Source organism: Streptomyces caelestis, from assembly GCF_014205255.1.
Lineage (GTDB): Bacteria > Actinomycetota > Actinomycetes > Streptomycetales > Streptomycetaceae > Streptomyces > Streptomyces caelestis.
This window is the reverse complement of sequence record NZ_JACHNE010000001.1, coordinates 746,420-760,043: the sequence shown is the minus strand read 5'-3', so window position 1 is coordinate 760,043 and position 13,624 is coordinate 746,420. Positions and strand designations below refer to the sequence as shown.

The window sequence follows — 13,624 nt, the reverse complement described above, 5'->3', positions numbered from 1 at the left end:
GAAGGTGGGTTCGACCTGCTCAGCCCAGGGCGTGCAGGCATGGCCGTGCGGTCGAGGGGAACGGCTCTGTCGACGAACTCGGCTCGCGCCGATGTGAACGGCGGCAACATGAACGTAGTGAACGGTCACCTTTGCGGTCAAGAGTTTCTCTGTGATCGTTCACTTTTTCGCGTTGACACCCCAGCGGGAACGCCGTCGTGCTCAGCCGGGGGCCGGGCCGCTCGACCCACGCGGCACGAGGTGGAACAGATCCTCGACCTCGGACTCCGGCGCGGGCTCGCCGCGCAGAAGCGCGAGCAGCGACAGCATCGACCGGCGGCCTACTTCTTCCTTGTTGATGTGCACCGTCGAGATGCTCGGCGAGAAGTACCGGGTGAACTCCTCGTCGTCCCAGCCGAAGACGCTCATCTCCTCGGGCACCCGCGTACCGCGGTCCTGGAAGCCGCGGAGTACCCCCAGGGCGACGTAGTCGTTGGCGGCCAGCACGGCCGTCACGCCGGAGTCGGCGGGCAGGTCCCGCGCGGCCTCGTAGCCGGAGCGCACGGACCAGTCCCCGTCGACGACGCCGTAGGAGGTAAGGCCCAGTCGCTCGACCGCCTCCACGTAGACCGCCCGCCGGTTGCGTGCCGAGGCCCAGTCCTGCGAGCCGGCGACGTGGAGGAACCGGCGGTGTCCCTGGCCGGCGAGGTGACGCAGGATCTCCTCGGCGGGCCGTCCGTCGGCCAGTCGTCCCCGGGACTGGAGGTTGTCGTCGTACTCGCCCAGCACCACCACGGGCCGCTGCCCGGCGCCCTGGCCGCCGGCGAGATCCCCGAGCGGCACCAGGGACAGTACCCCGTCCGCCTGCCGGGTCTCCAGCAGGGACAGCACGCTGCGGGCGCGCCGCGACTCGCCGCCCTCCAGCCCGACGACGTCGGTCATGTACCCGGCCTCGTGCGCCGCGGCCGAGGCACCCCTCAGCAGAGGGATCGGAACAAAGCCGCTCAACTCGGGCAGCACGATGGTGATCCGGTGGGACCGCTGTGTGCGCATCGACCGCGCCATGAGGTTGGGCCGGTAGTCCAGCTCGGCGACGGCGCGCTCGATCCTCGCTCGCGTCGCCGGCTTCATGCCGCTGTCGTTCTTCAGGAACCGGGACACGGTCTGGTGCGACACGCCGGCCCGCTCGGCGACCTCCCATATGGTCGGCCGTTTCCTCTCCGGGTGGGAGGCCGCCCCCGGGCCGGCGGCTTTCGCGGTGGATCGACCGGCTTTCCGTGCCGGGAGAGGACGCCCCGCCTGCTCGCACAGAAACTCCAGCAGCTCCGCGCCGGACGCCTCCGCGGGCAACCCGTAGGCACCGGCGAAGCCCGCGACCCGTGGCGCGAGGTCGTCGACGCGCACCAGGCCACGGGCGACGGCTTCGGCGACGAACGCGCCCGTGCGGGCCGCGTCGGCACGGTCTTCCAGCAGGTCGACGACGGTACGCGGCACGGTGGTGACGGGCAGTCCGTCGACGACGGTGATGTCCTCGGCGTCCGTGGCCGCGCGGTGCAGCACGACGGTCTCGTCACGCGTGGTACGGCGTGACGAGACCGTCAGCTCCACGAAGTCGGCGGGCCGGCCGCCCAGGCCGTGCACCGCACACGCGGAGGTGTGGGAGACGACGCCCGCCCCTGGGCCGTCGGTACGGCGGTCCCGCGCCGGGGTTCCGGGATCCAGCCGCAGCCAGGCGACCTTGATCCTGAGGTGCTCCGGCGGGGGAGAGGCGGCCAGGCGGTACACCCCGTGGCCCACACTCTCCAGCGCCCCGGACCGCTCCAGCCGCAGGAGCTGGACGCCCTGCACGCCGTCCAGCTTCGCCTGGGCGGTGGTCACCAGACCCCACTGGCCGGCGGCCCTGGCGTCCAGAGCCCGCAACACGTCGGCCTGAGTCATGCAGCAATCATTACACGGGCCTCCTGCGCCGTCCCTTCCCCCGCGTGGGCCGCCTTTCCGGCCTCGCGGGGGAAGGAACGGCGGGGGCGGCTACTTCGGCTGGAACTCCCAGACCGTGTTCGCGTCCTGCGTTCCGGTGTTCCACTTCGCCTCACCCGCGGAGTTCCCGTACAGGTAGGCCCTTCCCGTGTGGGTGTTCCTGACGCGGAGCCCGCCTGCCGCGACCCCTTCCAGGTTCCAGAGCGAGGCGTCCGAAACGGTGCCGGTGTTCCAGATGACGTTGTTGGCGGTGGCGTCGGCTTCCAGATAGAAGCGTCCCGTCCGCACGTTCTTGATGGTCCAGGATCCGGCCGAGTCCTTGGCGACGATCCAGTCCTGGTCGTCGTAGGTGGTCGCGGACGCGAGGATGACCGCACCGTCCGCATCGGTGTCGAGGTACTTGCCCGAGGACGTGTTCCTCAGCTTGTACCGCGCGCCGCTGACGAGGTAGGCGACCCGCACGCACTCGCCGGCCGCCAGCGCGACGACGGTGTCCCCTGCCACGGTGCTGTACGCCTTGGTGCCGGACTTCACCCAGTTGTCGTTCGCGTCGTACTGGCCGATTTCGACGGACCGTACGACGCCGATGGTTCCCGGCAGTGTGAACGTAGCCTGGGTCGTGGTGGTGAAAGCGAACTCGGCCGCACCGCGCCGGACGCCGAACGCCTGCGCACCGCTCGATGTCGTGAACGTGATGTTGGCGCCGCCCACGGTCTTGGTGGTGGTGGTGCTGGCGGTCGCGCTCCGGTTGAACGTCTGCAGGTCGGTTCCGCCGCGTTCCACCGGACGCTTGCTGGCAAGGTCCCGGTGGATCTTGTTCAGCACGTGGTTGAGCCGGGCGACCTTGTCCGAGACGGCCTTGCGGGTGACGACCTTGGTGGTGGGGTTGAAGTCGTACAGGCCGTGGCTGCTGCTGCCCGTGCTGGAGTCCGGGTCCAGGGCGGCGTACAGATTGTGGGCGGTGTTGCCGGCGATGGCGTTGAACTTCTCGACGTCCGCCGCCGCGGATCCTCCGAAGTTCTCCATGATCATGGGGAAGTTCTTCCCCTGGGCCCAGACGGCGTCCCTCCCGTAGTTGTAGAGCGTGTCGAGGCCCGTGGTGTACGGGTCCTTCCCGAAGAAGTCGATGGTCGCCGTCCCCTGGGCCCTGAGGGCCTCGTTCTCGGCGACCGGCACCGTGTCCGCGCTGCCGGCGAGGTTGGTCCGGGTGTACACCGAGTAGTCCGACTGCTTGATCACCTGTCCCAGCTGGGTCAGGTAGTTCAGCAGCACGTCCTTGCGGAACTTCGTCGCGTCGGTGTATCCGCCGCTGTTCCAGAGGTCGGTGCTGTAGGTGCTGTAGCTCCGGTCGATGGACTGGCCGCCCTGCTGCTTCGACACGTTCGGTTCGTTCAGCACCTGGATGCCGACCACGGTGTGCGCGGTGTCGGCGGACGCGAGGTGGGTCATGAGCCGGCCGAGTACGAACTTCTCCCTGGCGAGCATGTTCGGGTCGGTCTTGTCCAGGAGAGGGTTGCCGTTCAGGGTCAGCTTGGTGCCGTCGGACCTCACCACGGCCTGGTAGTCGTTCATCACGTAGGCCGGCATCCGGGCCGCCAGGGACGAACCGGTCGATTCGTGTCCGAACCACAGGAGTTCCAGCTTGAGGCCGAACTCCCCGCACCAGGCCAGGTACCGGTCGATGTCGGTGAAGTCGAAGACGTCCTTCGAGGTCTCCACCTTCGACCACCAGATCGGGATGTTCACCACGGTGAACCCGTCGTCGCGGATCATCCCGAGCACCGGCTTCAACTGGGCGTCCGTCCAGCCGAACGTGTACTTGTGCTTCTCGTACCGGAACTGGACGCCACTGTGGAAGAAGGGCTTCCCGTCGACCATCAGGGTGATCTTGTCGTACGTGGACTTCGAGGTGTCGACGTGGGACACCACGCCGCCGGCCGCGGCGGCCCGCGGGAGGCCGCCGACGAGGTTCAACGCCATGCCCCCGAGGGCTGCCGCCCCGCTCGTGGCGAGGAATCTGCGGCGCGACCAAGGGCCGGTGTTCGACTTCATTGCGCTACCTCCGTGTCAGGTGAACTTCTGCCGGATAGTGAACGATCACGATTGAGGGTTGACGGCGCCCGTCAGGAACCTTCGAGGCGGGGGTGTCGGGCGCAGCGCGATCGAGCCGACAGGCGATGGCGGGGCCCTGGCGATCAGATGTTGACCGAAACCAACGATGGCGCACATAAGACTGGCTGTAACGCTTGCGTGTCAATGGTGTGGACGGGGAGAGTTTCCCCGCAGTCCAGAGCGGGTGGGCTCCGGTCATGCCGGTGGGACCCCACGTAGTGAACGATCACCCGCAGACGTCTTGACCGCTCAGGTGAACGATCACTAGGTTGCCCCTGCTGTTGTCGGACAGCTCATCGCTCCCGGTACTTCGTGACTCTTCTGTGCGCCCTCGGGCCGAGTCACGGCCGGGCCCCTTCCTCCCCGCCGGGCACCGGTCGGCATCACCAGAGATCAAGGGAGATCACGTGTATACGGTCATGCGCAGAACGGGCCGTCGGCCCCGAAGATGGGCCGGCTCCCTGGCCGCCGGCATCCTGCTCCTCGCGGCCTTCCTCACGGCTCCGGCCGCCTCCGCCGCCGAAACCCCGGGCGCGACGTTGATCAACGAGACGTTCGACGCTCAGACGACCCCCGCGAACTTCGGTTTCCCGGTCGGGGCCGCCATCGGCAACGGCGTACTGGACGTCACGAAGAGCATGGGCAACTACACGACGTCCGTGCGGCCGTTCGCGTCGTCGATCACCCAGGAGAAGACGCTCGACCTGCGGTTCGACTGGAAGACGGCCATCACCAGCACCGGCATGAAGACCGGTCTGGAACTGCGCGACAGCGCCGGACGCCTCGTCTTCGGCATGGCCGCGACCGCTGCGGAGTTCCGTCACGCCGCGACCGGTCCCGACTCGGACTCCACCGCCGCCCCGGACTCGCTCAATCCCACCTGGACCAGGATCAGCTTCGACCGGGCCAAGTGGTACACGGTCGATCTGCACCTGGACTTCACGCTCGGCAAGGTCCAGTACACGGTCACCAGCAAGGAAGCCGCGCCGAAGGTGCTGGTCTCCACCACGAAGAGCATCACGGGACAGAACCTGGCGAAGCTCGTCGCCTGCAACTACTACGGCACCGGTGTGCAGTCGATCGACAACTTCCGCCTGGCCCGGCCCGCGAACCCCGCCTACGGATCCCTCTCCGGCTCGTCCGTCTACGCCTTCGGTGACAGCATCGTCTACGGGCACCAGTACGCGCGCAGCTTCGTGAACTTCGTCGCCGAACGCGAGGGCATGACGCTGACGAAGTACGCCCGCAACGGCGCGACCGTGGGACCGGCGCCCACCGCCATCGGTGGACAGATCCTGAACCAGGTGAAGTCGGCGAGCTCGCAGGCGCCCGACTTCGTCGTCTTCGACGGCGGCACGAACGACGCGATGGAGATCCACGACGCGCACACCTACGAGGTCGGCACCGTCAGCGGCTCTCAGGATCCCGCCACCCTCGACCCCGGCACCTACGCCGGGGCACTCGAAACCACCATCCACACGATGCGGCAGAAGTGGCCGACCGCCCAACTGGTCTACGTGGCCGCCCACAAGATGGGCTCGCGCGACTGGGACACCCAGCTCGCCCTGCGCCAGGTGCAGTTGCAGGCGGCCCAGAAGTGGGGCGTGGCGGTGGCCGACGTCTTCGGGGACACGACGCTCGACACGCGCGTCGACGCCCAGCGGGTGGCGTACACCTTCGACGGACTCGTGGGCGGCTACCCGGGCAGCGGCGGCAGCGGCACGCATCCGAACATCGCAGGGATCACCGACTTCTACGTTCCCGTGCTCTCGTCGGAACTGTCCCGGCTGGCCGACACGACGACGATCGAGGCGCGGCACTCGGGCAAGTGCGCCGAGGCGGTCGGCTCCTCGACCGCTGCCGGGGCCGCGATCGAGCAGGCCGGCTGCTCGGACGGCGACGACCAGCGGTGGCAGCTGCACGAAGTCGGCGGGGGCTACTACCAGATCCTCTCCCGGCACTCGGGCCTGTGCCTCGACGTGGCCGGCTCCTCCACGGCGAACTCGGCCGCGATCGTCCAGCAGACCTGCGACGGCCGCACCAGCCAGCAGTGGCGGCTGGGCGACACCGGCACCGGCTACGTCGCTCTCATCGCCCGTCACTCCGGCAAGTGCCTCGACGTCGACCGGGCCTTCACGACGGACGGCGCCCGGCTGCTGCAGTACACCTGCTGGAACGACGAGTCGCACACGAACCAGCACTGGACTCTGCAGGTCTGACATGAGGAACACGTACCGCCCGGTGACGGCGGACTCGGCGGCCGGCCGCACGGCCCGGACAGGGACCATGCGGCCGGCCGGGCCGGACGATCCGCAGGGCAGCCGGGCTCGACCGGCCGATGCGGTCGGCTCCGGAGAGACAGCAAGAGTCAAGGGCCCGGCCTGCTTTGGCGTACTGAGCAGTACAGTACCGATGGGCGTGCGGGGCGTGGAGATGCGGCGGGGGGCGGCACGGTGGACGCGGACACGGGACCGGAGAGAGCGGAGCGGGACGTGAAACGGCCGAAGCCGCCGTCCAGAAAGCGTCCCACCATCCTCGATGTCGCGGCGCACGCGGGGGTGTCGCATCAGACCGTCTCGCGCTTCCTGCGGGGCAACGGTGGCATGAAGCCGCAGACGGTGGCCCGCATCGAGCAGGCCGTGGCCGACCTGGACTACCGGCCCAACCTGGTGGCGCGGTCGATGCGCACCCGCAAGTCGAACCGTGTCACCGTGGTCCTGCCGGCCATGACGACCTTCGTGCCCTCGCAGATCCTGCGGGGAGCGTCCGCCGAGGCACAGGCGGCCGGTTACCTGCTGGACATCGTCGGCCTGGAAGGCGACGAACGGGTCAGGGGCGACCGCGTCCGCTCCCTGCTCGACTCCGGTCAGGCCGAAGGAGTGCTGACCTTCACCCCCATCGGCGACCTGGAGAAGCTGGGGCTGGACCATACTCCGACCGTCGTCATAGGCGAGTACGACGACCAGATGCGGTCCCACGGGATCACGGCTGACGGCGAGCCGGCCGCCATGATCATCGATCACCTCGTCTCCCTGGGCCATCGGCGTTTCGTCCATGTCGCCGGCAGCACGGACTGGATGTCGGCACGCAAGCGGCGCGAGGTCTATCTACGGACGGTCGCCGAGCGGGGCCTGGAGAACTACGCCGTCATCGACGGTGACTGGTCCGTGCGGTCCGGATACGACGCGGCCCGGGGCCTGTCGGCGGACTCCGGTGTCACCGCGGTCCTCGCCGCCAACGACGACGTCGCCATGGGCGTCATCCGTGGCTTCCAGGACCGCGGGTGGCGGGTCCCGGAGGACGTGAGTGTCTTCGGCTGGGACAACCAGGAGTTCACCGCGTACTTCAACCCGTCCATCTCCACCGTGGATCTCGACCGCGAGGCCATGGGCCGGCGGGCCATGCGGGCCCTGCTCGCCCGCATCCGCGAGGAGACCGAGCCGGAACTGCATCTGGACCTCGACTGCCGCCTCGTGCTGCGCGAGTCGTCCGGACCGGCGAGGACGAACCACACCCTTTAGCCCGTCGGCCCCACCAACGAGCCGTCGTGCAACGGGGGTTCGGGCGGACGGGAGCCCCCGAACACCCCGTCCGCACCGGGCGGAACGCGCTCACCCGGCCTGTTCCCGCTCGGTCCGTTCCGCTTCCGTACCGGCCCGGAACCGGTGAAGTCTCACTAAATACCCAAGTGTTACGTGCGGAACTCTTGACCGAGATGTAGTCGATTATTACGCTCACCGTGTGAACGTTCACTATTGCTGACGCACACAGCCCTCAGCTCGGTGCGATGCTCGCGGTCAACCCCGCGGATCAGCTCGGCACACCGACCCAAGGTTCCAGCGTACGTTCACGCCAACCCCTTCCAGAGCCGCTGCAGCCCACCCGGATTCCGACGAGCCGGGTCGGCTGTCGGCACGCGGATCGCAGGTAACTTTCGCGGCCCGCAAAGCAGCCGAGTTGTGCAGTCCGCCGCCACGCGGCGAGACGGCCGACGTCGCACGCCGGCTTCTTGAGACGAAGTTCCCCGGTCTGGGCGCACCGCCCAGTGATGGCAGCAGAGGAGCCCCAACATGAACCACTCGTCCCGTCTGAACAGACGCTCCCCACTCCGGGCGGTCGGGCTGACCTGTTCGGTCTTCGCCCTCGTCCTGACCGCGGGCTGCGCCGGAGACTCCTCCGGGAGCAACGGCGGCAAGACCGTCATCCGGTTCAACTGGTGGGGTTCGGACTCCCGGCACGAGATGACCAAGCAGATGATCGCGGTGTTCGAGAAGGAGCACCCGAACATCGACGTCCAGCCCGAGTACTCCAACTGGGACGACTACTGGAAGAAGCTGTCGACCAGCGCGGCCGCCAATGACATGCCCGACGTCCTGCAGATCACCGACCCGTTCATGTACTCCTACATCGACAACGGGCAGCTGATGGACCTGAAGAAGGTCAAGGACGTACTGCACACGGACAAGCTGCCCGCGAACTCCATGGCGGCGACGGCCGTGAAGGACGGCCTCTACGGTGTTCCGGCCGGCGACAGCGCGTTCGGCATCGCAGCGGATCCGGCGGCGTTCAAGAAGGCCGGCGTGCCCCTTCCGGATGACACCAAGTGGTCGTGGGACGACTACGTGAAGATCTCCAAGGCCATCTCCAAGACCAAGGGCCTGGTCGGCACCGTGATGCCGCTCTACCCCAACGACCTGGGTCCGTGGCTGCGACAGCATGGCGAGGACTACTGGACCGGGGACGGCAGCCAGATCGGTTTCACCGAGGGCACCATGGCCGCCTACTGGAAGTGGGTCGTCAAGCTGCGTGACAGCGGCGGCACGACCAGTGCGGACGCGGCGGTCGAGGCACTGTCGTCAGGAGCCGGTGTCGAGCAGAGCCTGGTCGCCCAGCACAAGGCGGCCATGACCGACGTGTCCGTGACCCAGCTCGGTGCGCTCGAAGGCGCCAGCGGACGCGAGGCGAAGCTGCTCCTCTTCCCCGGCGAGAAGGGGGCTTCCCAGGTCGGCGCCTACACCAAGCCCGGCATCTTCTTCGGCGCCTCCGCGCGGACCGAGCACCCCAAGGAGGCCGCGGAGCTGCTCGACTTCCTGGTCAACTCGCCCGAGGCGGCCAAGATCCAGAAGTTCGACCGTGGCGTCCCCAACAACCCCGAGGTGCTCAAGGCGATCACGCCGGAGCTGTCCCCCGCGGAGAAGCGGATCGCCGACTACCTGGGCCGTGTCAACGCCATGAAGCCGACCGCTCTGCACATCCCCAACGCGAAGGCAGGTCCCGCGGTCCCCGAGATCTTCCAGCGCCTCAACGAGGACGTGCTGTTCGACCGTCTGTCGCCGAAGGCGGCGGCCAAGAAGTTCATCTCCGAGATCAAGTCTCAGCTCTGAGCAGCCACACGTAGTAGCACTCCGGAAAGGAGTCCCCGCTGTGTCCGATCCGCGCATGAGCACCTTTCACCGTCGACTGCCGGGAGTCGTCTACGGCGGGGACTACAACCCGGAGCAGTGGCCGAGGGAGGTGTGGCAGGAGGACGTCCGGCTCATGCGAGCCGCAGGAGTGCGGCTCGTGAGCCTGGGCATCTTCTCCTGGTCCGTGCTGGAGCCGGCCGACGGCCGGTTCGACTTCTCCTGGCTCGACGAGATCATGGACCTGCTGTGGGCGAACGGCATCCATGTCAATCTCGCGACCCCGAACGCCGCACCGCCGCCGTGGCTCGCCACGGACTTCCCCGAGATCCTGTCGGTCGACCGGCAGGGGGTGCGGCACGGCATCGGGAGCCGGGGGCACTTCTGCCCGTCCTCCCCGGTCTACCGGGACCGCAGCCGGCGCATCGCCACCAAGCTGGCCGAGCGGTACGGGAAGCATCCCGCTCTGGCCATGTGGCACATCGGCAACGAGTACCACTCCGACTGCTTCTGCGACCGGTGCGACGACCGCTTCCGCGCGTGGCTGCGGCAGCGGTACGGCACGCTGGACGAGCTCAATCGCCGGTGGGGCACGGCATTCTGGAGCCAGCGCTACGGCGACTGGTCCCAGGTGCACCTGCCCCAGCCCGTACGCGGCTGGGTCAACCCCTCCCGTGAGCTGGACTTCTCGCGCTTCACCTCCGACAACCTGCTGGAACTCCTCACGCGGGAGCGTGACCTGCTCCACGCGATCACTCCCGATGTGCCGGCGACCACCAACTTCTTCGGCTGCCGACTGACCGACAGCCACCGATGGGCGAAGGAACTCGACGTCGTCGCCTTCGACTGCTACCCCGACCCGGGAAAGCCCCACTGGATGGCCGTCGCCGCCTTCCAGTACGACCTGATGCGCTCGCTCGGCAACGGCCGGCCCTGGATGCTGATGGAACAGGCGGCCGGCGCGGTGAGCCAGTGGAAGACCAACCAGGTCAAGCAGCCAGGCCGGATGCGCCTGGGCTCCTACCAGGCCGTCGCGCACGGCTCCGACGCGGTGATGTTCTTCCAGTGGAGGGCCTCACCCCAGGGCCAGGAGAAGTTTCATTCGGCGATGCTCCCGCACGGAGGTGAGAAGACCCGGACCTGGCAGGAGGTCAAGGCGCTCGGCAACGAGCTGCGGGCCATCGACGAGGTCGCCACGGCACGGACCGGCGCGCAGGTCGCGATCGTGTGGGACTGGCAGAACTGGTGGGCCGTGGAAGGCTGCGCCCACCCGGACAACACCTTCGACTACCGCGACCTCGTGGCCCGGCACCACCGGGCCCTGTGGAACAGCCAGGTCGCCGTGGACGTCGTCACCCTCGACGACGACCTGTCGCCCTACCGCGTCCTGGTCGTCCCCAACCAGTATCTGATGACACGCCAACACAGCGCGGCGGTACGGAAGTTCGTCGAAGACGGCGGCCATCTCGTCGTCTCGTACTTCTCCGGGATCGTCGACGAGGACGACCGGATCGTCGAAGGCGGATACCCGGGCGCCCTGCGCGAGATCATCGGAGCGCACGTCCAGGAGTTCTCGCCGCTGCCCGCGGGGGCCGCGGTGCCGGTCCGGGCGGCAGCCGAGAAGACCGCGCTGAACGGATTCTTCGCAACCGCCTCGGTGTGGCAGGACGACCTGGTAACGGAGACCGCCCGACCGCTCGCCGTCTACCGCAAGGGCCATCTCGCCGGCAAGGCGGCGGTGATCGAGCACGAACTCGGCCGGGGCCGTGCCGTGTACATCGGCACACGTCTGGACGACGACGCCCTCGAGGCTCTGGTGCGGCACGTCCTGGACCTGGCCGGGGTGCGACCGGTGCACGCCGCACCGCGGGGCGTCGAGGTCACCGAGCGACGTACCGACACAAGCGCGTACCTCTTCCTGCTGAACCACCGGCAGGACAAGGCGACGGTCACCCTCGACCGCTCCGGCACCGACCTGATCACCGGACGCCCCATCGAGGCCGGGGAGACCCTCGTCCTCGAAGCGGCGGACGTCGCCGTCGTGCGCAGTCCGCTGGCCGCGGCACAACACGCCGAACCGTCACCCAGCGGCTCCTGAACCCCGCACCCGATCCCAGAACCCGAGGACGATGACTGTGCTTCGCAGACCACCCCTGAGCCGGGCGGCCAGGAAAGAAGAACGGACCGCATGGGTCTTCCTGCTGCCGTGGTTCGTCGGCATGGCCGGCGTCACGCTCGGTCCGATGATCGCCTCGCTGTACTTCTCGATGACGGACTACAACCTGCTGAGCTCTCCGCAGTGGGTGGGCTTCGAGAACTACGCCAAGATGCTCGACGACCCCCGATTGCGTCAGTCCCTGAGCGTGACCTTCCTCTACGTCGTCCTCAGCGTGCCGTTGCTGCTGGCGGTCGCCCTCGCCCTGGCGATGGTCCTCAACCGGGGCATCAAGGGGCTGGCGTTCTACCGGTCCGTCTACTACTTGCCGTCGCTCCTGGGTGCCTCGGTCGCGGTGGGCATCCTGTGGCGGCAGGTCTTCGGCACCGAAGGCCTGGTGAACAAGTTCCTGGGACTGTTCGGCGTCCAGGGCCCCGGCTGGATCTCCAACCCGGACACCGCGCTGTACAGCCTCGTCGTCCTGCACGTGTGGACGTTCGGCTCCTCCATGGTGATCTTCCTGGCCGGCCTGCGGCAGATCCCCGAGCAGTACTACGAAGCCGCCGCCCTCGACGGCGCCGGCCGCCGGCACCAGTTCCGGCACGTCACCCTGCCGCTGCTCACCCCCATCATCTTCTTCAACCTCGTTCTCCAGGTCATCAGCTCCTTCCAGTCCTTCACCCAGGCGTTCGTCGTCAGCGGCGGGACGGGAGGCCCCTCGGACTCGACCCTCTTCTACTCGCTGTACCTGTACGACGAGGGCTTCGGCCGGCTCCACATGGGCTACGCCTCGGCCATGGCATGGCTGCTCGTGGTGATCGTCGGCTTCCTGACTGCAATCAACTTCTACTTCAGCAAGAGATGGGTGTTCTACGGTGACGGTAAGTGAGATGACACCCCTGAAGGCCGCAGCCCCGGCCCCTTCCCCTGCTCCCGCGCCTGCCGCGCACCGACACCGGCGGGCGGCCCGCATACGCGCCAGGCTCAAGCACGTGGTGCTGATCGCCTTCGGGCTCGTGATGGTCTACCCGCTGTTGTGGATGATCGCCAGCTCGATCAAACCCGACGCCCTGATCTTCCGTGACCCCTCACTGCTGCCCACGAAGACCGACTTCAGCCACTACGCCGACGGCTGGAACGCCCTCTCGCACCCGTTCGGGCTGTACCTGCTGAACTCGGCGATCGTCGTGCTGGGGGCGCTGCTCGGCAACCTGGTCAGCTGCTCCATGGCGGCCTACGCCTTCGCGCGGCTGAAGTTCCGCGGGCGGGCCTTCTTCTTCGGCATGATGATGCTGACCCTCATGGTGCCGGTCTACGTGCTCATCATCCCGCAGTACGTCATGTTCTCGAAGATCGAGTGGGTCAACACGTTCCTCCCGCTGATCGTTCCCAAGTTCCTGGCCACGGACGCCTTCTTCATCTTCCTGATGGTCCAGTTCTTCCGGGGTCTTCCCACCGAGCTGGACGAGGCGGCCAAGATCGACGGGGCGGGGTACTGGCGCATCTACTTCCGCATCCTGCTGCCGATCTCGTTGCCGGCCCTGGCCACCACCGCCATCTTCACCTTCATCTGGACGTGGAACGACTTCCTGAGCCAGTTGATCTACCTGACCAAACCCGAACTGCAGACGGCGCCCGTAGCCCTGCGCAACTACGTCGACGCCACCAGCGGAGCCTCATGGGGATCACTGTTCGCGATGTCCGTCATCACGCTGATCCCGGTCTTCATCGTCTTCCTCGTCGGCCAGCGCTATCTCGTCAAGGGAATCGCCACCACGGGAATGAAGTAGCAGCGCTGCACGAGGACGGACCGGGCGCGTCACCCCGCCGCCGATGGGCTGGGCGTCCTGGAACAGCTTTTTGAGCACAACGGCAATATCGTCGTGGACGAGAACCTGTGGCCCGGCGGCATGCATCGAGCACGGATGCGTCCATGGGAGCCGCTGCGCAGGGCGTTCGACGTGCTCACGCACCCGACCAGCCGGAGGAGGTCGGGCCG

At 67.8% G+C, this 13,624-nt stretch carries 8 protein-coding genes; 6 read left to right on the top strand and 2 right to left on the bottom strand.

All coding sequences use genetic code 11. The annotated features are described in order from the left end of the window. Window positions 1-201: 201 nt before the first annotated feature. On the bottom strand, window positions 202-1,917 hold the full coding sequence (locus HDA41_RS03385; RefSeq protein WP_184980525.1) for a substrate-binding domain-containing protein: 1,716 nt from the start codon (window positions 1,915-1,917) through the stop codon (window positions 202-204). A 90-nt stretch (window positions 1,918-2,007) separates the two neighbouring features. After that, on the bottom strand, window positions 2,008-4,008 hold the full coding sequence (locus HDA41_RS03380; RefSeq protein ID WP_184980523.1) for an RICIN domain-containing protein: 2,001 nt from the start codon (window positions 4,006-4,008) through the stop codon (window positions 2,008-2,010). Between the two features lie 467 nt (window positions 4,009-4,475). On the opposite strand from HDA41_RS03380, the gene HDA41_RS03375 reads away from it, so the two are divergent. The 6 genes from HDA41_RS03375 to HDA41_RS03350 all read left to right on the top strand — a co-directional run bounded on the left by HDA41_RS03375 (window position 4,476) and on the right by HDA41_RS03350 (window position 13,415). Further along, window positions 4,476-6,287, top strand: a complete 1,812-nt coding sequence (locus tag HDA41_RS03375) for an RICIN domain-containing protein (protein ID WP_184980521.1) — start codon at window positions 4,476-4,478, stop codon at window positions 6,285-6,287. Window positions 6,288-6,560: 273 nt separating this feature from the next. Then, complete coding sequence (locus HDA41_RS03370) at window positions 6,561-7,589, top strand: LacI family DNA-binding transcriptional regulator (protein ID WP_221511403.1); 1,029 nt, start codon at window positions 6,561-6,563, stop codon at window positions 7,587-7,589. Between the two features lie 549 nt (window positions 7,590-8,138). Next, entirely contained in the window at window positions 8,139-9,452 is a 1,314-nt protein-coding gene (locus tag HDA41_RS03365) for an ABC transporter substrate-binding protein (RefSeq protein ID WP_184980519.1), read from the top strand. Between the two features lie 55 nt (window positions 9,453-9,507). Further along, window positions 9,508-11,568: a beta-galactosidase gene (locus tag HDA41_RS03360; protein ID WP_184980517.1), complete on the top strand. Its 2,061-nt coding sequence runs from the start codon at window positions 9,508-9,510 to the stop codon at window positions 11,566-11,568. Window positions 11,569-11,599: 31 nt separating this feature from the next. Continuing rightward, entirely contained in the window at window positions 11,600-12,514 is a 915-nt protein-coding gene (locus HDA41_RS03355) for a carbohydrate ABC transporter permease (protein ID WP_184980515.1), read from the top strand. 1 nt (window position 12,515) lies between these two features. Beyond that, window positions 12,516-13,415 carry a carbohydrate ABC transporter permease gene (locus HDA41_RS03350; protein ID WP_184980513.1) on the top strand — a complete coding sequence of 300 codons (900 nt, stop codon included), beginning with the start codon at window positions 12,516-12,518 and terminating at the stop codon, window positions 13,413-13,415. Window positions 13,416-13,624: the final 209 nt, after the last annotated feature.